This window comes from uncultured Roseobacter sp., assembly GCF_947493125.1.
Taxonomy (GTDB): domain Bacteria; phylum Pseudomonadota; class Alphaproteobacteria; order Rhodobacterales; family Rhodobacteraceae; genus Roseobacter.
This window is the reverse complement of the sequence record NZ_CANLQB010000002.1, coordinates 69,946-89,186: the sequence shown is the minus strand read 5'-3', so window position 1 is coordinate 89,186 and position 19,241 is coordinate 69,946. Positions and strand designations below refer to the sequence as shown.

General features: G+C 61.5%; 20 protein-coding genes. 13 read left to right on the top strand and 7 right to left on the bottom strand.

Going from position 1 to position 19,241, the window contains the following annotated elements; genetic code table 11:
• Positions 1 to 46 precede the first annotated feature (46 nt).
• Positions 47 to 700: a YggS family pyridoxal phosphate-dependent enzyme gene (locus Q1A71_RS04205; protein WP_299672136.1), complete on the top strand. Its 654-nt coding sequence runs from the start codon at positions 47 to 49 to the stop codon at positions 698 to 700.
• Here Q1A71_RS04205 and Q1A71_RS04200 read toward each other — a convergent pair.
• Entirely contained in the window at positions 697 to 1,206 is a 510-nt protein-coding gene (locus tag Q1A71_RS04200; RefSeq protein ID WP_299672134.1) for a L,D-transpeptidase family protein, read from the bottom strand. The two genes, Q1A71_RS04205 and Q1A71_RS04200, sit on opposite strands and share 4 nt — an antisense overlap.
• Entirely contained in the window at positions 1,203 to 2,291 is a 1,089-nt protein-coding gene (ribA, locus tag Q1A71_RS04195) for a GTP cyclohydrolase II (protein WP_299672132.1), read from the bottom strand. Before ribA ends, Q1A71_RS04200 begins: the two co-directional genes overlap by 4 nt.
• Positions 2,292 to 2,452: 161 nt before the next feature.
• On the opposite strand from ribA, the gene Q1A71_RS04190 reads away from it, so the two are divergent.
• The 5 genes from Q1A71_RS04190 to Q1A71_RS04170 all read left to right on the top strand — a co-directional run bounded on the left by Q1A71_RS04190 (position 2,453) and on the right by Q1A71_RS04170 (position 6,000).
• Positions 2,453 to 3,139 (top strand): response regulator transcription factor, encoded by a 687-nt coding sequence (locus tag Q1A71_RS04190; protein WP_263842530.1) that lies wholly within the window; start codon positions 2,453 to 2,455, stop codon positions 3,137 to 3,139.
• Between the two features lie 248 nt (positions 3,140 to 3,387).
• Complete coding sequence (gene xth / locus Q1A71_RS04185) at positions 3,388 to 4,176, top strand: exodeoxyribonuclease III (protein WP_299672127.1); 789 nt, start codon at positions 3,388 to 3,390, stop codon at positions 4,174 to 4,176.
• 52 nt (positions 4,177 to 4,228) lie between these two features.
• Positions 4,229 to 5,146: a thioredoxin gene (gene trxA, locus Q1A71_RS04180; RefSeq protein WP_299672125.1), complete on the top strand. Its 918-nt coding sequence runs from the start codon at positions 4,229 to 4,231 to the stop codon at positions 5,144 to 5,146.
• A gap of 27 nt (positions 5,147 to 5,173) precedes the next feature.
• Complete coding sequence (locus Q1A71_RS04175; protein WP_299672123.1) at positions 5,174 to 5,818, top strand: LON peptidase substrate-binding domain-containing protein; 645 nt, start codon at positions 5,174 to 5,176, stop codon at positions 5,816 to 5,818.
• A complete protein-coding gene (locus tag Q1A71_RS04170) occupies positions 5,815 to 6,000 on the top strand; it encodes a Trm112 family protein (protein ID WP_299672121.1) in 186 nt (61 codons plus the stop codon). Before Q1A71_RS04175 ends, Q1A71_RS04170 begins: the two co-directional genes overlap by 4 nt.
• 70 nt (positions 6,001 to 6,070) lie before the next feature.
• On the opposite strand, the gene Q1A71_RS04165 is transcribed toward Q1A71_RS04170, so the two are convergent.
• Positions 6,071 to 7,297: an FAD-dependent monooxygenase gene (locus tag Q1A71_RS04165; RefSeq protein ID WP_299672119.1), complete on the bottom strand. Its 1,227-nt coding sequence runs from the start codon at positions 7,295 to 7,297 to the stop codon at positions 6,071 to 6,073.
• Between the two features lie 83 nt (positions 7,298 to 7,380).
• Between Q1A71_RS04165 and Q1A71_RS04160 the strand changes: the two genes are divergently transcribed.
• The 4 genes from Q1A71_RS04160 (at position 7,381) to Q1A71_RS04145 (ending at position 13,552) form a co-directional block, all read left to right on the top strand.
• Positions 7,381 to 8,709, top strand: coding sequence for an amidase family protein (locus Q1A71_RS04160; protein WP_299672117.1), 1,329 nt, complete (start codon positions 7,381 to 7,383; stop codon positions 8,707 to 8,709).
• A gap of 108 nt (positions 8,710 to 8,817) precedes the next feature.
• Complete coding sequence (locus Q1A71_RS04155; RefSeq protein ID WP_299673178.1) at positions 8,818 to 9,999, top strand: aminotransferase class I/II-fold pyridoxal phosphate-dependent enzyme; 1,182 nt, start codon at positions 8,818 to 8,820, stop codon at positions 9,997 to 9,999.
• Between the two features lie 18 nt (positions 10,000 to 10,017).
• On the top strand, positions 10,018 to 12,828 hold the full coding sequence (locus Q1A71_RS04150) for a DNA translocase FtsK (protein ID WP_299672115.1): 2,811 nt from the start codon (positions 10,018 to 10,020) through the stop codon (positions 12,826 to 12,828).
• Between the two features lie 118 nt (positions 12,829 to 12,946).
• Entirely contained in the window at positions 12,947 to 13,552 is a 606-nt protein-coding gene (locus tag Q1A71_RS04145) for an outer membrane lipoprotein carrier protein LolA (protein WP_299672113.1), read from the top strand.
• 5 nt (positions 13,553 to 13,557) lie between these two features.
• Here Q1A71_RS04145 and Q1A71_RS04140 read toward each other — a convergent pair whose 3' ends face one another.
• Positions 13,558 to 14,142, bottom strand: a complete 585-nt coding sequence (locus Q1A71_RS04140) for a lytic transglycosylase (RefSeq protein ID WP_299672111.1) — start codon at positions 14,140 to 14,142, stop codon at positions 13,558 to 13,560.
• A gap of 249 nt (positions 14,143 to 14,391) precedes the next feature.
• Between Q1A71_RS04140 and hspQ the strand changes: the two genes are divergently transcribed.
• Complete coding sequence (gene hspQ, locus Q1A71_RS04135) at positions 14,392 to 14,718, top strand: heat shock protein HspQ (protein ID WP_299672109.1); 327 nt, start codon at positions 14,392 to 14,394, stop codon at positions 14,716 to 14,718.
• Positions 14,719 to 14,755: 37 nt separating this feature from the next.
• On the opposite strand, the gene Q1A71_RS04130 is transcribed toward hspQ, so the two are convergent.
• From Q1A71_RS04130 to Q1A71_RS04120, 3 genes are all read right to left on the bottom strand, one after another.
• The gene (locus Q1A71_RS04130) at positions 14,756 to 16,330 is read right to left on the bottom strand and encodes a gamma-glutamyltransferase family protein (protein WP_299672107.1); all 1,575 of its coding nucleotides are present in this window, start codon (positions 16,328 to 16,330) and stop codon (positions 14,756 to 14,758) included.
• A 250-nt stretch (positions 16,331 to 16,580) separates the two neighbouring features.
• Entirely contained in the window at positions 16,581 to 17,033 is a 453-nt protein-coding gene (locus Q1A71_RS04125; protein WP_299672105.1) for an ATP-binding protein, read from the bottom strand.
• 32 nt (positions 17,034 to 17,065) lie between these two features.
• Complete coding sequence (locus Q1A71_RS04120; protein ID WP_299672103.1) at positions 17,066 to 17,401, bottom strand: STAS domain-containing protein; 336 nt, start codon at positions 17,399 to 17,401, stop codon at positions 17,066 to 17,068.
• Here Q1A71_RS04120 and Q1A71_RS04115 point away from each other — a divergent pair.
• Positions 17,364 to 18,653 (top strand): acetyl-CoA C-acyltransferase, encoded by a 1,290-nt coding sequence (locus Q1A71_RS04115; RefSeq protein ID WP_299672101.1) that lies wholly within the window; start codon positions 17,364 to 17,366, stop codon positions 18,651 to 18,653. The two genes, Q1A71_RS04120 and Q1A71_RS04115, sit on opposite strands and share 38 nt — an antisense overlap.
• Positions 18,650 to 19,105: a GAF domain-containing protein gene (locus tag Q1A71_RS04110; protein ID WP_299672099.1), complete on the top strand. Its 456-nt coding sequence runs from the start codon at positions 18,650 to 18,652 to the stop codon at positions 19,103 to 19,105. Before Q1A71_RS04115 ends, Q1A71_RS04110 begins: the two co-directional genes overlap by 4 nt.
• Positions 19,106 to 19,241: the final 136 nt, after the last annotated feature.

Below are 19,241 nucleotides of genomic sequence, written 5' to 3'. Positions count from 1 at the left end.
CTCGAGGCTATTATCTTGTGACCGGAAAGAAAGAGCGGAGCAGCAGATGGGTTTGCAAGAGATTGCCAGTCGGATCTCGGACGCTGAACGTCAGGCGGAGCGTCCCGCTGGTTCGGTCAAGCTGATCGCTGTATCCAAAGTGCAGCCCAACGCGCGTGTTGAGGCTGTCCTCTCTCAGGGGCATCGGTGTTTTGGTGAGAACCGAGTGCAGGAAGCGGCTGCCAAATGGCCGGAGTTCAGGACGCAGTTCAACGACATAGACCTGCATCTTGTCGGACCTTTGCAAACGAATAAGGCCCGACAGGCGTTTGACCATTTTCAGACAATCCATTCGCTCGACCGACCGAAGCTTGCAAAAACCTTCGCGCGGCTGGCGCAGGAGATGGGGCACTGCCCAAAGCTCTTTGTTCAGATCAATACCGGGGAAGAGCCGCAGAAGGCGGGCGTGCTGCCAGCCGAGGCAGATGCGTTCGTGGCTGAGTGCCTTGCCATGGATCTGCCTGTGCAAGGTCTGATGTGCATTCCGCCAATCGACGAGGAAGCATCGCTGCATTTTGCGCTGCTTGCCAAAATCGCAGCACGCAATGGTCTCGAGGGTCTCAGTATGGGGATGAGTGCCGATTTCGAAAAGGCGATCTCTCTTGGTGCGACGCACGTAAGGGTTGGCTCTGCCATCTTTGGCGCACGCACCTCCGGCTAAGCTGCATTGACCTCGGGAACGATCAGCCGGGTGTCATATGTGATCTTGGCTGCGATCCGCCGCAGGTCTGCTCGGGCCAGGGCGATGCAGCCTTCGGTGGGATAGCCCGGGCGACGATACTGATGGATGAAAATCGCCGAGCCACGCCCCTTGACGGCATAGGGCCAGTTCCAGTCCGTCAGAATAATCAGATCATAGAGGGGATCGGCCCGGCGCAGTCTTTCGTGGCGCGCGGCATAGGGCGCGCGGACCATCATGTTGTAGGCGGGGTCATCCGGATCATCGGACCACAGATCAAGCGGCCCGATGGGTAGCGCCCAATCTGCCGGACGGGCCATCCGGTCGGGCCGGTAGAGCATGCCGACCAGTCGATGTACCCCGACGGGTGTGGCGCCATCACCTTCCTGCTTTTGCGTGGTACAGCCGGATTTGCCCAAGGTGCATGGATAGAGTCGGCCCCGAAACCGCAGCCCCCGGGGCGTCAGGACGAGATCATCTGGTTTCACAACAGATGCCCGGATTTGCGCGCCTTGGTCGCGAGATAGGCTGCATTGTGGCGATTTTCGCCAACCGCCAACGGCACACGTTCGGTCACCTCGATCCCGCTTGCGCTCATCATCTGGACTTTGCGCGGATTGTTCGTCAGCAAGCGGACACTCGAGAACCCCAGTGAGGTCAGGATATCGGAGCCGAGCCGGAAGTCCCGCTCATCGTCCTCGAACCCGAGCCGATGATTGGCCTCCACCGTGTCATAGCCCTGATCCTGCAGAGAATAGGCGCGCATCTTGTTGGCAAGACCGATCCCGCGCCCTTCCTGATTCATGTAAAGCAAGACGCCCGCGCCCGCCTGCCCCATTTGTGCGAGCGCCGCGCGCAGCTGTGGCCCGCAATCGCATTTCAGCGAGCCCATGAGGTCTCCTGTGAAACAAGCCGAATGCAGACGCGCAAGCACGGGTTTGGCTCGATCTGGGCAGCCGATCTCGATGGCATAGTGCTCTTCTCCACCATCTTCCGGGCGAAAGACATGCAGACGGCCCGCTTCGGAGACTTCCATTGGAAGGCGCGCATGTACGACCTGCTGCAGCGGGCTGCGTTCCGCCAGGTGAGCTTCGGCGTCGCGTAGCAGAAGATGTGTCAGACCCTGTTCGCTTGCAAACTGCAGCGGATTGTCCAGAGGTGTTACGACCGCGGCGGGCAGAAGCCGCGCGGATTTTGTCAGGCGGAGCGCGGCCCTGTGCGCGCGCGCATCGCCGCCGCGCGCACAGGCGAGGGGGCCTTTCATGGGTGTCATGAGATCGCCCGACGGATCCGCAATGCCGCGCACCCAGCCAAGGCTGGCGTCCTCAGATACAAGGACCCGTGCCAGATCGCCATCATAGACGCGGGCCTTCAGCGTCTCCGCGCGCCGTGCGGTGATGGCGATTACGCTGACGCCGGGCATCTTCTGGAGCAGATCCAGCCGCTCCGCAGTCAGCGTTTCGGCGGCCGAGATCAGCGCGGACTGTTCGCTCTCCAGTACAACCGGGACACCCATTCGCAGGTCCGCCCGCGCCCGTGCCAGCTGTTCCGTGATGTTCGGCCCCAAGGTCATGATGTTACAATGCCTGCATTTTTGGCGGGTGATCTAGGCCAATTCGGACAAAACTGAAACATTTCACCGGGCCAGCAACACGAGCGCGTGAGAGAAATTGCCTGAAGCTTGCGAGATCACGCAGTAGGACACATTTCTGTGGCACTCAAGGGAGACAACGCATGCCGCAACTGAAGAAGATACTGCTGGTCGACGACGATGATGATCTGCGCGAAGCGCTGAGCGAACAGCTGATCATGACGGAGGATTTCGATGTCTTTGAGGCCGCGAACGGCGCTGATGCGATGGTGCGTGCCAAGGAGGCGCTCTACGATCTGGTGATCCTTGATGTCGGTCTGCCCGACACGGATGGCCGCGAGCTGTGCCGCTTGATGCGCAAGCAGGGCGTCAAGAGCCCGATTCTGATGCTGACCGGCCATGACAGCGACGCGGATACGATCCTTGGTCTTGATGCGGGCGCCAACGACTATGTGAGCAAACCGTTCAAGTTTCCCGTCCTTCTGGCGCGCATCCGTGCACAGCTGCGCCAGCATGAGCAATCGGAAGACGCCGTGTTCCAACTCGGGCACTATACATTCAAGCCGTCGATGAAGATGCTGGTGACCGAGGATGACAAAAAGGTCCGCCTGACCGAGAAAGAGACGAACATCCTCAAGTTTCTCTATCGCTCGACCGATGGCGTTGTCCCCCGCGACGTGCTGCTGCATGAGGTTTGGGGGTACAACGCTGGCGTCACGACCCATACGCTGGAGACGCATATCTATCGGTTGCGGCAGAAAATCGAACCGGACCCGTCCAATGCACGTCTTCTTGTGACAGAATCAGGCGGATATCGTCTTATGGCGTGAGGCGTTGGGTTTTTATTAACCAATTTACGCTTATATGGATGACAGGCGAAGTCATTCACGCCTCTCAGAATCCCGTGCATGTCCGGGTTATGACATGCAACCTCCCTGTTGGACTTGGCCGGGCCTTGTGCCCGGTCTTTTTTTGCGCATCGCTTCGGGATCGAACCTGGGCGGGATGGTCATGTTTCGGCATGGCGGTGCCGCGGTGGACGGGCTAGTGTGCCGCCACATCTGGTGGGAGCGTGCATATGAGTTTGACCCTGGCGACCTGGAACATCAATTCGGTGCGGTTGCGCTCCGATCTTGTGCTGAAACTGCTCTTCGAGGAAGGCCCGGACATCCTGTGCCTGCAGGAGTGCAAAAGTCCGGTCGACAAGATGCCGCTCGAGGCCTTCGCCGAGGCCGGATATGGGCATGTCGTGGCCCGCGGACAGAAGGGCTACAACGGCGTCGCGATCCTGTCGAAACAGCCGATGCAGGAAGTGGGCTCACATGATTTCGCAAGCCTGGGCCATGCCCGACATATTGCCGGGCAGCTGGATAATGGATTGATCGTTCACAACTTTTATGTGCCTGCCGGTGGCGATGTGCCCGACCGCGCCGTGAACGAGAAGTTCGGTCAGAAACTCGACTATCTCACCGATATGAGAGACTGGTTTCGCGACAACCGGCCTCGGAAAGCGATTCTCGTCGGTGATCTGAACATTGCTCCGCGCGAAGACGACGTGTGGGACCACAAGAAGCTGCTGAAGGTTGTCAGCCACACGCCGGTGGAGGTGGAGCATCTGGGCGACACGCAGGAGGCGGGTGGCTGGATCGACGTCACACGCAAGGATATCCCGGACGGCCGTCTTTACAGCTGGTGGTCCTATCGCGCGCGGGATTGGGATGCCGCTGACAAGGGGCGCAGACTGGATCACATCTGGGCCAGCCCCGACATCGCGACCGCCGCCCATTCCAGCCGGATCATGCGCGATGCCCGGGGCTGGGAAAAACCAAGCGACCACGCGCCCGTCTTCGCCAGTTTTGACCTTTGAATTGGCGACCCACCTCCCATATAACCCCTGACGCAACCCGGAAGGACAAAAGATGATGGATCTGAACCTGAGCGCCACCCCGACCGATGCCGATCTGATCAAGGACTCGACCGAAGCGACCTTCATGGCGGATGTGGTCGAGGCATCGCAGACCGTGCCGGTGATCGTCGATTTCTGGGCGCCCTGGTGCGGTCCTTGCAAAACGCTTGGACCCCAGCTGGAAGAGGCCGTGCGGGCTGCGAAGGGCGCGGTCCGGATGGTGAAGGTCAATGTGGACGAGGCGCAGATGATTGCCGGTCAGCTGCAAATCCAGTCGATCCCAACCGTCTATGCCTTTTCCAAGGGGCAGCCGGTGGATGGATTTCAGGGCGCTGTGCCGCAGTCCGAGATCAAGGCGTTCATCGACCGGGTTGTGAAGGCCGCTGGTGGTGAAGCGCCGGGCGATAGCCTCGATGAAGCGGTCGCGGCGGCCGAAGAGATGTTGGCCGAAGGGGCAGCGACCGATGCGGCGCAGACCTTTGCCGCGATCCTTGGGGAAGATCCAAACCATGCGGGCGCCTATGGCGGCATGGTGCGTGCGCATATCGCCATGGACCAACTTGATCAGGCCGAGGCGATCCTTAATGGTGCACCAGCCGAGATATCGGCTTCAGCGGAGCTGGAGGCGGCGCATGCGCAGCTTGAACTGGCGCGGCAGGCGGAAAAGGCCGGACCGCTTGATGAACTGAAGGCCGCAGTGGAAGCCCGCCCCGACGATCATCAGGCGCGCTTCGATCTGGCGCTTGCCATGCACGCAAGCGGCGATGTGGAAGGGGCAGTAGCAGCCCTTCTGGAGTTGTTCCGGCGCGACCGGGAGTGGAATGAAGGTGCTGCAAAGGCACAGCTTTTCACCATTTTTGAGGCGTTGAAGCCCAATGACCCGATTGTCCTGAACGGACGCCGCAAGCTGAGTTCGATGATATTTGCCTGAGGCCACCACCGGGCTAGGTGGTTCGTTATGATTAAAGCCGCAGAGCTTCCCGATACCATTGCGATTTTCCCGCTTCCCGGTGCTCTGTTGCTGCCGCGGGCTCGCCTGCCTCTGCATATTTTTGAACCGCGCTATCTGCAGATGCTGGAAGATGCCCTGAAAACGCCCACGCGCCTGATTGGAATGATTCAGCCCAACGAAGTCCCCGGGCGCGGCGGCAACGGGCTGCATTCCATCGGCTGCGCGGGCCGCATCATGCAATTCTCCGAGACCGAGGATGGCCGGTATCTGATCACCCTCGGGGGGACGTCCCGTTTCCGTGTGGTGCAGGAGGTACAGGGGTTCACGCCGTACCGACGCTGTGACGTCAAATGGGATGGGTTCGACCGGGACCTGGGGCCGGAAGAGAAGGACAGTTGCTTTGACCGTTCGGAGTTCATGGCGCTACTGGGCCGGTATTTTGACGCCCGGCAGCTTTCTGCGGACTGGGATACGTTGAAAGAAGCGGATGACGAATTGCTGATCAATTCGCTGTCGATGATGCTGGAGTTCGACCCGGAGGACAAGCAGGCGTTGCTGGAGGCGCCGTCGTTGCCGACCCGTCGGGAGACCTTGATCACCTTGATCGAGTACCAGCTGCGTGGCGGCAGCGAAAGCGAGATGATCCAATGACAGATATCCCACCGGAGTTCGACCGGCGCATGTTGGAGGCGCTGATCTGCCCGCGCAGCCAGACGGTTTTGCAGTATGATGCGGAGCGGCAGGAGCTGATCTCGACCACGGCAAATCTGGCCTATCCCATCCGAAATGGGATCCCGGTTATGCTGGAGGACGAAGCGCGGGTGCTCGACTAGAGCAGGTCACCCCTCACTTGCAGCTTTGGTGGACGGCGTCTCAGTGGTTTTCAGGATCTGGAGGACGGCCCTAAAGCGGTTTGCCTTGCAACAGGCGCGGCAGATCTCCGGTCAGCCCGGCAGCTTCCCGAATGAAGCCGCGGCGCAACCGTGGCGTCCGCGCAATCAAACCCATTCCGAGATCGCGCACGCTGCGCACCAGGGAGTTATCATTTGAGAACAGCCTGTTGAACGCATCGGTTGCAAGTGCAAGCGTGGTGTTGTCGAACCTGCGCCATTGCTGATAGCGACCGAGGATCGGGGCGGAGCCAACATCTTCGCCGCGCCGGGCAGCGTCAGTGATCACGTCCGCCAAGGCAGCGATATCGCGAATGCCAGCATTCAACCCTTGTCCTGCAATCGGGTGAATCCCGTGCGCCGCGTCGCCTACCAGAGCGACACGCGGGGCTATCAGCGTATTGGCCAGCGACAAGGACAGCGGGTAGGTAAAACGGCCCCCAGCCAGCGAGATATCACCAAGGAAACTGCCGAAGCGTGGCCGCAGAACATCGAGATACTCCGCATCGGGCAGCGCATTGATGGCTTGCGCGTTTTCTGCGGTCTCACTCCAGACAATGGACGAGCGGTTGCCGGTCAGCGGCAAGATCGCCAGCGGCCCCGGCGGCATAAAGAACTGATGCGCAACACCCTGGTGCGGCTGTGTGTGATTCAACGCGCAGACCAGCGCCGTCTGTCCATAGTCCCAGCCGATGCGCGAAATGCCCGCCCGATGTGCGGTCCCGGAGCCGCGTCCGTCGCAGCCAACCAGCAGCCGGGCTCGGACGTCAGTGCCCGACGCAAGAGTGACCCGCACGCCGCTTGCCTCCACAGTCTGCGCGGTCACCGCGTCTCCGCTGATCTGCTTGATGGTTTTGGTGGTCTTGACCGCATCCAGCAACGCTGGCCGCAGGTGCCTGTCTTCAACCATGTAGCCCATTGGGCCCTCTTCGATTTCGGCGTGATCGAAATGCATGAAAAAGGGCGCGGGCCCTTCACCTGCCCGCCCGTCGCTAACCTTGATATCCAGCATCGGCTGCGCCACGTCGTCCAGTGCATCCCAGACACCCAAGGCCTTGAAAAGGCGCGTAGAGGTGAGTGCCAGCGCATAGGAGCGGCCATCAAATGCCGCGTTCTTGCGGGTCTTGACCGGGAGGGCGTCGATCACTGTGACACTCTGCCCGACGGAGGCCAACGCCAGTGCAAGCGCCGGTCCATTCAGGCCACCGCCGACGATCACGATATCACTGTCAAAGCTCATAGGTCTCAATAGGGGGCTGCGCGGGGGATTGTCCATGCGCGCTTGCGTCGCTACCGTCGCGCCCGGCAGAGCGGGAGATCGAGATGCAGGCATGGTTGGTGATGACGGCGGCGGATTTGGGGCGCGGGATCGGAGCGGGAGAGATAGATCCTTTGGCGCTTGCGCAGACGTATCTCGACGCCATCGACGCGCATGATCTGAAAGACCGCATCTATGCGCGTGTGACGCCTGAACGCGCGCTGGCCGAAGCACAAGCCGCTGCCGCGCGGGCCGCTTCTGGTCAACGGTTGTCGCCGCTCGATGGGGTGCCGATCAGCTGGAAGGATCTTTTCGACACAGCCGGTGTGGTCACGGAAGCGGGATCCAAACTGCTGGAGGGTCGGATTCCGGACGCCGATGCGCGCGTGCTCTCCAATGCCACGGCGGCGGGGCTCGTTTGCCTCGGCAAGACCCATATGTCCGAGCTCGCCTTTTCCGGGCTTGGCTACAACCCCAATACCGGCACGCCGCCGTGTGTCAATGACGCTGAGGCCGTGCCGGGCGGGTCATCGTCGGGTGCTGCCGCCTCGGTTGCTTTTGGCCTTGCCGCAGCAGGCATCGGGTCGGACACGGGCGGGTCGGTGCGGATCCCCTCGGCATGGAACGACCTTGTCGGATTGAAGACCACCTCCGGACGGCTGAGCCTTGAAGGGGTGGTGCCTCTGGCTCTGAAATTCGACACGGTTGGCCCGCTGTGTCGGTCTGTCGAGGACGCGGCCCTCCTGCTGGCGGTGATGGAGGGGCGCCCGGCGCCGGACTTGAGCGGCGCAAGCCTTCAGGGCAAACGGTTCGCCGTGCTCAACACCATCGCGCTTGACGATCTGCGCGATGAACCGATGGAGGCCTTCCAGCAGGCGCTTTTGAAGTTCACCACTGCGGGAGCATCTGTCGAGCACATTGAGATTCCCAAGATCGGAACTGCGATGGATCACGCCAGTTGCCTCTATACATCAGAGGCTTACGGCCTGTGGCGCGACGTCATCGAAGCCAACCCTCAGGCCATGTACAGCGAAGTCCTGGAGCGGTTCAGGCTGGGTAAAACCTATTCCGGACCCGACTATGTGGCCGCCTGGGCGGCACTTGATGCTGTCCGCGCAGCTTATCATCGGGCGACATGCGCCTATGATGCGGTGTTGTTGCCCACCGCGGCGATTCTGCCGCCGAAATTGGAGCGTCTGAACACGGATCATGACTACTATGTGCGGGAAAACCTGCTGACCCTGCGCAACACACGCATCGGCAATCTCATGGGGGGGTGTGCTCTGACGCTCCTCACAGGCGTGCCCAGCTGTGGCGTGATGATGATGGCACCACCGGACAGTGAAGCGGCCCTTCTGCGGCTTGGTGCAGCAGCCGAGGCGGCGTTGGCCTAAAAGTCACAAACTCCAACAAAGCCGCGCGTTTTTGTGGACGGCGGCGGCGCCCTTCGGTAGTTTGAGGGAAACGGGACGCGAACGATCCCGATCTGAGGCAGTTTAATGGTGTATCCTGAGCGGTTTTCGAACCTTCCGGCACATGCTTGGCCGCGCCTGCGCGCATTGCTTGACATATCTGAGGGCGGCGGGCCGACCATTCACATGACCATAGGGGAGCCGAAACATGCGTTTCCGGCCTGGGTCATGGACGTGATTGCCGAGAATGCGGGCGGTTTTAACAATTATCCGCCAAACGATGGCACGCCGGACTTACGGGCGGCAATCACCGGGTTTGTACAGCGTCGCTATGGTGTGCCGCTTGACCCGGACCGCCACGCCATGACGCTGAACGGCACCCGCGAGGGGCTCTACAACGCGGTTATGGCGCTGTGCCCGGAGACAAAAGGCGGCCAGCGTCCGGCGGTCCTGATGCCGAACCCCTTCTATCAGGTCTATATGATCGCAGCGCTCTCGGTGGATGCGGACCCGATCATGGTGCCCGCCACTCGTGAAAACGGCCATCTGCCCGATTTCGCAAGCCTGTCGGACGACCTACTGAACCGGACGACGGCAGCCTACATCTGCTCGCCCGCAAATCCGCAAGGGGCCGTGGCGACACGGGAGTACTGGCAGGAGCTGCTTGCTCTGGCCGAGAAGTATGACTTCAAGATTTTCGCAGATGAGTGCTATTCCGAGATCTATAGAGATACGCCGCCTGTCGGCGCACAACAGGTGGCGTACGAACAGGGGGTCGACCTCAACCGTGTGGTGATCTTTCATTCGCTCTCCAAACGGTCGAATCTGCCGGGGCTGCGTTCGGGCTTCGTGGCGAGCGGGGCGGAGAACGTCCGTGAAATCCAGCAGTTGCGCAACTTTGCAGGCACGCCTCTGCCGCAGCCCTTGCAGGCTGCTGCTGCCGCCGTCTGGAATGACGAGGCGCATGTGGAAGAGAACCGCGCGCTCTATGTGGAGAAATACGAGCTGGCCGACCGCATCCTGGGCAACGTGCCGGGCTATGCGAGCCCCGAAGCGGGGTTTTTCCTGTGGCTTCCGGTCGAGAACGATGAAGCCGCGGCGGTGAAGCTTTGGCGCGAAACCGGTGTGCGGGTGCTGCCCGGCGGCTATCTTGCGCAGGATTGGGACGGCAGCAACCCGGGGCAAGGATACATCAGGGTCGCGATGGTGGCCCCAAAAGCGGAGACGGAACGCGGGATCGAATTGATCCGCGACTGCCTCTACGCGCAGTAGATAACGAGGGATCAGAGCATGGCATATCAGACACGCGGGCGCGACCCACTCCTGGACAGCTCCATGGCGGAGGCGGTTGAGAAACGTGGCAAGGAGCTTCTGGGGCTGGTCCTGATCGTGCTGGGGTGCATGGCCTGCGCGATGATCGCCTCCTACACCCCGGATGATCCCAACTGGATGGTGTCCACTGACGCGCCGGTGCAGAACTGGATGGGGCGGCCAGGGGCGTCGCTGGCCGCCCCGCTCTTTATGATCGTGGGCTGGGGGGCCTGGGGCATCGGTCTTGTGCTGGTCGCCTGGGGTGTGCGGTTTGCGCTGCATCAGGGGTCGGAGCGGGCGATTGGGCGGCTGATTTTTGCACCTATCGCGATCGCGCTGGGGTCGATCTATGCGGCAACCCTCTCGCCGGATGGCAACTGGCTCGATACGCACAGCTTCGGCCTCGGCGGCCTCTTTGGCGACACGGTCATGGGTTTTCTGCTGACGCTGCTGCCCATTGGCTCCACCTTCACCGTCAAGCTGATGTCCGTCCTGATGGCGATTGGGATCCTGGCCTTCGGAGCCTTCGTCACGGGGTTCACCAAGCCCGAGCTGATGCGCCTAGGGCGATTCCTGCTGGTTGGCGTCGTGATGCTTTATGCGGGGCTGATGGCGCTTCTGGGTCGGGGAGCGAGCGGTGCGTTGGCCACGGCACACGCGATTTCCACCCGCCATGCCGAGCGCCGCGCCGAGGCCCGCGAAGCGCGGGCCGCCCGAATCGCCGAAGAGGCCGTGCATACCGAAGTCGCACCGGCAGAGGGCGTTCCCGCGTTCCAAGAGCTCCGGCAAGAACACAAGGTTGGCCTTTTCTCGCGCATGCCAGGCCTGATCAAGCGGGCGGACGCAATGCCCGAGCCGGAATTGGTTGAGAGCGACATGGCCGTGGACGTGGATGACGTGCCTGGTGAAGATCGGATCAAAGCGCGGATTGCCGATGTGATCAAGTCCCGCGCGCGCACCAGCAAAGCGGTGCAGACACCGGTGACAGCGCCGCTGACCAGTGGCCGGGGGCGAGGCCCGGATGCGCTGGTGCTTGACACCAGTGGCGCGCGGGTCGAGCCGCCTCTGACCGCCGAGCACGCCCCTGCAATCCCGCCTGCTCCGCAGGAGATGGACTTCGGCGAACCTCCTCTTGCGGAGCCCATGGTCGAAGCGCCTTCGGTCCCGGTGGCAGAGCCGCGCCGCGTGGTACAGCAGCCCACGCGTAAACCCGTGCAGCCCTCGACGCGCGCGCAGGCGGAGGCGCAGCCCAAACTGTCATTCGATGACACGCACCCGGGTTTTGAGCTGCCGCCGCTTAGCCTGCTGGAAAATCCGGTCAACGTGCCGCGGCTGCAACTCAGCGATGAGGCACTGGAAGAAAACGCGCGCATGTTGGAATCGGTGCTGGATGACTACGGGGTCAAGGGCGAGATCGTCGCCGTCCGCCCGGGTCCTGTTGTGACCATGTATGAGCTGGAACCGGCACCGGGCCTCAAAGCTTCTCGCGTGATCGGGCTGGCGGATGACATTGCGCGGTCCATGGCGGCCCTGTCGGCGCGGGTCTCAACCGTGCCCGGGCGCTCGGTGATCGGCATCGAACTGCCCAACGACAGCCGCGAAAAGGTGGTGCTGCGCGAGATCCTTTCGGCCCGCGACTTTGGAGACAGCAACCAGCGCCTGCCGCTGGCTTTGGGCAAGGACATCGGCGGGGACCCGGTGGTCGCCAATCTGGCCAAGATGCCCCACTTGCTGATCGCGGGGACGACCGGCTCGGGTAAATCGGTGGCGATCAACACCATGATCCTCAGCCTGCTCTACAAGCTGACCCCGGAAGAGTGCCGGATGATCATGATCGACCCCAAGATGCTGGAGCTCAGCGTCTATGACGGCATCCCGCATCTGCTTTCGCCCGTTGTGACTGACCCGAAGAAGGCGGTTGTCGCGCTGAAATGGGTCGTGGGCGAGATGGAAGAGCGCTATCGCAAGATGTCCAAGATGGGCGTGCGCAACATCGAAGGGTTCAACGGGCGCGTGCGCGAGGCGCTGGCCAAGGGTGAGATGTTCACCCGCACTGTGCAGACCGGCTTTGATGACGAGACGGGTGAACCGGTCTTTGAGACGGAAGAGAACACACCCGAGGCGCTGCCTTACATCGTGGTGGTCGTCGATGAGATGGCCGACCTGATGATGGTCGCGGGCAAAGAGATCGAGGCCTGCATCCAGCGTCTGGCACAGATGGCGCGGGCGAGCGGAATCCACCTGATAATGGCCACGCAGCGCCCGTCGGTCGATGTGATCACCGGCACGATCAAGGCGAACTTCCCCACGCGGATTTCCTTCCAGGTGACCTCGAAAATCGACAGCCGCACCATCCTGGGCGAGATGGGCGCCGAGCAGCTTCTGGGCATGGGTGACATGCTCTATATGGCCGGTGGCGCCAAGATCACCCGCTGTCACGGACCGTTTGTGTCGGATGAAGAGGTTGAGGAAATCGTGAACCACCTCAAGGCCTACGGCGAGCCGGACTATGTGTCGGGCGTGGTTGAGGGGCCGTCCGATGACAAGGAAAGCGATATCGATCTGGTACTCGGCTTGGGTGGCAATACCGACGGCGAAGACGCGCTATATGATCAGGCGGTGCAGGTGGTGATCAACGACCGCAAATGCTCGACCAGCTATATTCAGCGGAAACTCGCCATTGGCTACAACAAGGCCGCGCGGCTTGTGGAGCAGATGGAAGAGCAGGGTCTGGTCTCCGCCGCCAACCATGTGGGCAAGCGCGAAATCCTCGTTCCGGAACAAGGCTGACGCTGGCGCGTTACCTGCCTGATTAAAGCGATTTGGACCGGCGTGTCGCCGCTGCTATCGCATATCAGCCCACGCCGACCTATGTCGGGTAGGACATCGAACGCGCGAGGAGCACTTGATGACACGTCTGGTCCCGGCCATTGCGGCCTTGTTTCTGAGCCTCTTTGCGGCAGGCACGGCGGTGGCTGAAAAACTGTCTCTGAACGAGATCTCCGCCTATCTCAACAGTCTGAAGACGGCACAGGGCGAATTCACTCAGATCAACGATGATGGCTCGATCAGCACGGGCACGCTCTATATCAGCCGACCCGGAAAGATGCGGTTCGAGTACGACCCGCCCGAACAAGCGCTGGTGCTGGCCAGTGCCAATGCGGTGGTGATCATTGACAAGAAGTCGAACCAGCCGCCCGAGACCTACCCTCTCAGCCGCACGCCGCTGTCATTGATCCTGGCGCGGCAGGTGAATCTGGGACAGGCGCGGATGGTGGTCGGGCACGACTTTGACGGCACGGCCACGATTGTGACCGCGCAGGACCCCAAAAACGCGGAATACGGCACCATTCAGATGAGCTTTACCGACAATCCGGTGCAGCTGCGCCAGTGGGTGATCAACGACGCAAATGGCGGGCAGACCACCGTGGCACTTGGCGCGTTCGAGACCGGTGTGAGTTTGCGCAACACCCTGTTTGATCCGGGTGTCGCGCTGCGCGAACAGGAGCGCTGAGCGGTTTAGCGAAGTCGACAGGTCGCAAGCTGGGCCTGGTAGACATCCGCGCGCGCATCGACCTTGTTGGCAACGTTGAGCAACCAGGACTTGCGGTTGTAGCTGCCCCGCGCATAGCCCGCATGTCCTTCGTGATAGGCCAGGTATTGATTGCGCGCGTCGTGCAGCGGGATGCCGTTCTTGGAGCGGCTGGTGACCATATACCAGCCCATGAAATCAGAGGCATCGCGGATACGGTCGCGCCGGGCAAAGCGTTTGCCGGTAGCTCTCTTGTAGTCGTCCCACGTGCCATCGAGCGCCTGGGCGTAGCCATAGGCGCTGGAGACGCGTCCCATGGGAATGACGCCGAGTGCATAGCGATAGGGGGTCCGCGCATTGGAGATGAACTTGCTCTCCTGATGCATGGTTGCCATCTGGACGTGTACCGGGACGCCCCATTTTCGCTCTGTGCGCTGAAACGCTTTGATATATTCAGGGCGCTCATCGGCGATTCTGCACGCGTCATCAAGATGCCGCGGTGCCGTGCCCTGGCCACCACCGCAGGAAGCCACCAACACAACCAATGCCAAAGCGCGAAGAGTTCTGCTCATCTGCCTCTCGCTTCTCTTTTTATGTTTTTCCACAGCTTAACCGAAAAGCACTGCAGGGGGAATCACGTTTTGGAGGACACGGCCCAAAACGCACTGTTTTTGATCATCCCTGCTGAAATTTGCCACCGGCAGCATGGTGCCCCCACTGTCGGCAAAGGCTTCACAAACTGTTTCGCAAGATATGCAGGCTGTGATTGGACAAATCGCACTTGAACCGTTTAGGCTCGACCGGTAAGGGACTTGTTTGTGATGTTAAGTACGCGTGCCAAATACCACCTCGGACAGGTTGTCCGACATAAGAAACACCCCTTCCGTGGGGTGATCTTTGACGTCGATCCCGAGTTCGCAAATACCGAAGAATGGTACGAGGCGATCCCCGAAGACAGTCGTCCCGACAAGGAACAGCCCTACTATCACCTGCTTGCCGAGAATGAGCAGAGCTACTACGTGGCTTATGTGTCTGAGCAGAATCTGATTGCGGATTACTCTGGTGAGCCGGTGGATCACCCGGACATACCGGATCTCTTCGGCCCGTTCCAGAACGGCACCTATCCGCTGCACTTCCAACTGAACTGAAGCCGGGGGTGGCCTGAAAGCCCACCCTACCTGCTGGTCAATACCCGAGCGCGCAACCGTCCTTGCGGGGGTCGCTGGCCCCCTCGAGCACACCATCGTCGCGGATGAGGATCGCTTGAGCGCCACCAATCGGCGTCTCCGGGACGCTTACGGCATGACCCAGGTCTGACAATTCCTGGCGGACTTTATCTGAATAACCCTTCTCGACCTTCATATCGCCGCGATCCGAGAATGCGCGGGGCAGGTCGATGGCGGCCTGCGGGTCCAGCCCGAAGTCGGCGATGTTCGAGGCAAGGCGGGCGTGACCGTTGGGCTGATATGCGCCGCCCATCACGCCAAAGGGCATAACGACCTTGCCATTCCGACGTACCATCCCCGGGATGATGGTGTGCATCGGGCGCTTTCCACCCTTCAACTCATTGGGATGGCCTTCTTCCAGAGTGAAGCCCGATCCGCGGTTTTGCAGCAGGATGCCAAACTTCTCAGAGGCGATACCCGAGCCGAAGCCATTGAAAATGGAATAGATCAGAGAAACCGACATCCCATCGCGGTCAACGGTGGTGATGTAGATCGTGTCCTTGTGGATGTTCTCCGAGATGGATGTGGCCTCGGGCATCGCCTTACGCGGATCGATCAGGCCTGCCAAGGCCTTTGCGGTGTCCATGCTCAGCATATGGTCAAGCCGCGTGGTATAGTCGGCATCCCCCAAGAACCGGTTGCGGGTGTCGTAGGCCAGTTTGGCCGCTTCCGCTTCGATGTGCGCGCGCTGGGTGCCAACCGGATCCATGCTCGCGATGTCGAAGTGGGCAAGAATGTTGAGCATCAGCAGCGCAGTGGCGCCATGACCGTTCGGCGGATGCTCGACGATTTCGATGTCCTTGTAGGCGCCGGCAATCGGTGTCGTCGGGGTACAGGACGTTTCGGCAAAATCGGTCATCGTGTGGTGGCCGCCAAGCGCATTGAGTGTGCGGACCATGTCCTCGGCGACCTCGCCGGCGTAGAACCCGTCGCGGCCAGCGGCGGCGACGCGGCGCAGGACCTCGGCTTGCTGCGGTGCGCGGAACATCTGGCCCACTTGCGGGACCTGCCCGTTGAGCAGGTAGACATCACGCGCCTTTCCTTGCAGCACCCATGCGTCATTATGCCAATCAAAGGCAGCGCGCGGTGCGACGGGTATACCCTTTTCGGCCGCGGTGATGGTCGGTCCCAGAAGCGCATCCAGACCGATTTTCCCAACAGTTTCAGACAGGTGGCAAAAGGTATCGATTGCGCCGGGGATGGTGACGGCGTGTGGGCTTTGGATCGGCACAACCGTTTCGCCCTCTGCGCGCAGTTGCGCGGCATCCAACGCAGCGGGTGCGCGGCCCGATCCGTTCAAGGCTTGAACGTCACCATCGCCATGGTGCCAAAGGACGAAACAATCTCCGCCAATCCCGGTCATCTGGGGTTCGCAGATGCCCAGGATAAGAGCGCCTGCAATTGCCGCATCCATCGCGTTGCCGCCACGTTCGAGGATGTCGATCGCTGTTTTTGCGCCCAGGGGATGCGAGGTCGCACACATTCCGTTGGTGGCAAGAACGGGCGAGCGCCCGGGGAAATGGAAGTCGCGCATGGGGGGCCTCTCTGAACCGGTTTTGCGCAACCTAATGGGACCAGCGCCAAAGTCCATGGCGCGCATTCTCTGCCGTGTTTTTTGGGAGAAGTCCTCGACGCCACGCACTGGGTGGGGGCTATTACGCGCGGCGCCGAGGGAAGCTATATGCAGCTACCCCACCGTTATGCGCGTCGATCAAGGCGTCAATATGATCGTATCCGGGCGCTTTCGGGAAAGAATGGGGAGGAATTAAGGCCTCGTGGGTCACTCAGTGACGCGGGCCATCGGGTTGCAGCGCCACGGCGAGCCGCATGGAGAGCTGGTTTTCCGACCCGACACGGCGATAGAGCACGTCCTTGGCCAGATCCCGAATGAGGAACCAGCCAAAGCCGCCCTCGGGCAGATCCTCGAAATCCACATCGAGCGACGCAAGCTGACCCAGCGGCGTGGTCCCATCTGGCATTGCTTCGCCCTCGTCGACGATCCGCAGGTGCAGCCCGTCAAGCTTGTGAGCGCAAGCGATTGAGATCGTCCCCTCTGCTTCCGGATAAGCATGCTCGACCACGTTGTTGAGAGCTTCCGCGAGAACCAGTTCGACCGTACCTGCTTCTTCCACTCCGAGCTCCAGCGGGTCGAGGGCGGTCAGCACCTGCTTCAGGGCATCGCGCACCGCCATCTCGCTGCTGGAGATGGAGACCGTGAAGGGTGGCAAGATCGGCATCGGTGCGGCCTTTTCGAGCGACATCATTAGGGTTAGCGCAGTTCCGCCAGGGCACCATCCACTGTGGAGAAGACGCTGAAGACCGAGTCCATGCGGGTCAGCTGGAACACCCGCTCTACGGTCGGCGTCAGACCAGCAAGCGCCATTTTTCGTTCTGCGCCAAGGGTCTTCATGGAAGCCACAATCGCCCCGAGACCGCTGGAATCAATGAACTGCACCTCGCTGAGGTCCAGCACGACCGTGTGCGGCCCATCCTCGGTCTGGACCCGCATCGCATCCTTGAATTCCAGCGCAACGGCGGCATCTATCCGTTCTTCGCGAACCGACACGATGCGCAACTGCTCTTCTGTTTTGGTTGAGAGTTGCATTAAATGGCCTCACTACTCTTTCGCAGCGTTCCTAATCTGCAAGTGTTACGAATCTGTTAGGCATCGGGGGATCCAAATCATGCGCAACGTGGTGATCGCGGGAGCGGCCAGAACGGCGATGGGCGGCTTTCAGGGGACCTTCTCCGGGCTGCAGGCGGCGGAACTTGGTGGAGTCGCGATTAGGGCGGCGATGGACGATGCCGGGTCGACGACCGTGCAGGAGGTGTTGATGGGCTGCGTGCTGCCGGCGGGGCAGGGACAGGCGCCGGCGCGGCAGGCGGGGTTCAAGGCCGGATTGGGCGAGGAGATCCCGGCCACCACGCTGAACAAGATGTGCGGTTCTGGCATGAAGGCGGCGATGATGGCGCAGGATCAGATCGCGCTGGGGCAGACCGACGTGATGGTTGCGGGCGGTATGGAGAGCATGACCAACGCCCCGTATTTGCTGGAAAAAATGCGCGGCGGAGCACGGCTCGGTCATGGCAAGGTGATCGACCATATGTTCCTCGACGGGCTTGAGGACGCCTATGACAAGGGGCGGCTCATGGGCACCTTTGCGGAGGATTGCGCGGAGAGCTATCAGTTCACGCGAGACGTTCAGGACGGCTATGCGCTGGCGTCTCTGTCGCGTGCGTTGGACGCGCAGAAGACGGGCGCGTTTGAGGGTGAGATCGCCCCGGTGGAGGTCACGTCGCGCAAGGGGGCCGTGACTGTGGCGGCGGACGAGCAACCGGGCGCGGCTCGGCCCGACAAGATCCCGCATCTGAAGCCTGCGTTCCGGGAGGGGGGGACGGTCACGGCGGCGAATTCCTCGTCGATCTCGGATGGGGCGGCGGCGCTGGTTCTGGCGTCGGAGCAGGCTGCAGAGGCGCAGGGTTTGCGGGTCAGGGCACGGGTGGTGGGGCACGCCAGCCATGCGCAGGCGCCGGGGCTGTTCACGACAGCACCCGTGCCTGCCGCTCAGAAGCTGCTGGAGCGGATTGGCTGGGAGAAATCCAGTGTCGATCTGTGGGAGGTGAACGAAGCCTTTGCGGTGGTGCCGCTAGCCTTCATGCGGGAGATGGGGCTCGATCATGAGATCGTCAATGTGAATGGGGGGGCTTGTGCATTGGGCCACCCGATTGGGGCGTCCGGCGCGCGGATCATCGTAACCCTCTTGAATGCAATGGAAAAACGCGATGTGAAACGTGGGGTCGCGGCGATTTGTATTGGCGGCGGCGAGGGCACGGCCATTGCGATCGAGCGGGCATGACCGCGGACTATGACCACCTGCGCAAGACCATCGCGGCGCTGACGGAGGGGGAGACGGATGCGGTGGCGCTTATGGCCACGGTGGTCTGCGAGGTGCATCATGCCGACGACCGGTTCGACTGGACGGGGTTCTATCGCGTGACGGAGCCGGAGGTGCTGAAGATCGGGCCGTATCAGGGCGGGCACGGGTGCCTTGTCATTCCGTTCTCGCGGGGCGTGTGTGGAGCGGCGGCGCGCACGGGCGCGGTGCAGCGGGTCGCCGATGTGGACGCCTTCCCGGGGCACATTGCCTGCGCCAGTTCCACGCGGTCAGAACTGGTGCTGCCGGTGCGGAATAGGGCGGGCGAGGTGATCGCCGTTTTTGACATCGACAGTGACCAGCCGGATGCCTTCCGCGCGGCAGATGCCGAGGCGCTGACGGACATCCTGGAGGGGGTGTTTGGGCGGATTTGACGGCGCCTGCCGCGAATCACCCGTTAACGCCTGTTTTTCAACGCAAATCTAACGTCGGTTTCACGTCGGTATAACGTCGGTATTGCGTCGGTGTTTTGCACCGACATGGGCCCGGTTAACAGGGCGCGCGATGGGT

Bases quoted from the DNA above. Each gene is read 5' to 3' on its own strand.
- Q1A71_RS04205 (WP_299672136.1), top strand. From the start codon at position 47: ATGGGTTTGCAAGAGATTGCCAGTCGGATCTCGGACGCTGAACGTCAG.
- ribA (WP_299672132.1), bottom strand. From the start codon at position 2,291: ATGACCTTGGGGCCGAACATCACGGAACAGCTGGCACGGGCGCGGGCG.
- Q1A71_RS04190 (WP_263842530.1), top strand. From the start codon at position 2,453: ATGCCGCAACTGAAGAAGATACTGCTGGTCGACGACGATGATGATCTG.
- xth (WP_299672127.1), top strand. From the start codon at position 3,388: ATGAGTTTGACCCTGGCGACCTGGAACATCAATTCGGTGCGGTTGCGC.
- trxA (WP_299672125.1), top strand. From the start codon at position 4,229: ATGATGGATCTGAACCTGAGCGCCACCCCGACCGATGCCGATCTGATC.
- Q1A71_RS04175 (WP_299672123.1), top strand. From the start codon at position 5,174: ATGATTAAAGCCGCAGAGCTTCCCGATACCATTGCGATTTTCCCGCTT.
- Q1A71_RS04170 (WP_299672121.1), top strand. From the start codon at position 5,815: ATGACAGATATCCCACCGGAGTTCGACCGGCGCATGTTGGAGGCGCTG.
- Q1A71_RS04165 (WP_299672119.1), bottom strand. From the start codon at position 7,297: ATGAGCTTTGACAGTGATATCGTGATCGTCGGCGGTGGCCTGAATGGA.
- Q1A71_RS04160 (WP_299672117.1), top strand. From the start codon at position 7,381: ATGCAGGCATGGTTGGTGATGACGGCGGCGGATTTGGGGCGCGGGATC.
- Q1A71_RS04150 (WP_299672115.1), top strand. From the start codon at position 10,018: ATGGCATATCAGACACGCGGGCGCGACCCACTCCTGGACAGCTCCATG.
- Q1A71_RS04145 (WP_299672113.1), top strand. From the start codon at position 12,947: ATGACACGTCTGGTCCCGGCCATTGCGGCCTTGTTTCTGAGCCTCTTT.
- Q1A71_RS04140 (WP_299672111.1), bottom strand. From the start codon at position 14,142: ATGAGCAGAACTCTTCGCGCTTTGGCATTGGTTGTGTTGGTGGCTTCC.
- hspQ (WP_299672109.1), top strand. From the start codon at position 14,392: ATGTTAAGTACGCGTGCCAAATACCACCTCGGACAGGTTGTCCGACAT.
- Q1A71_RS04130 (WP_299672107.1), bottom strand. From the start codon at position 16,330: ATGCGCGACTTCCATTTCCCCGGGCGCTCGCCCGTTCTTGCCACCAAC.
- Q1A71_RS04125 (WP_299672105.1), bottom strand. From the start codon at position 17,033: ATGCCGATCTTGCCACCCTTCACGGTCTCCATCTCCAGCAGCGAGATG.
- Q1A71_RS04115 (WP_299672101.1), top strand. From the start codon at position 17,364: ATGCGCAACTGCTCTTCTGTTTTGGTTGAGAGTTGCATTAAATGGCCT.
- Q1A71_RS04120 (WP_299672103.1), bottom strand. From the start codon at position 17,401: ATGCAACTCTCAACCAAAACAGAAGAGCAGTTGCGCATCGTGTCGGTT.
- Q1A71_RS04110 (WP_299672099.1), top strand. From the start codon at position 18,650: ATGACCGCGGACTATGACCACCTGCGCAAGACCATCGCGGCGCTGACG.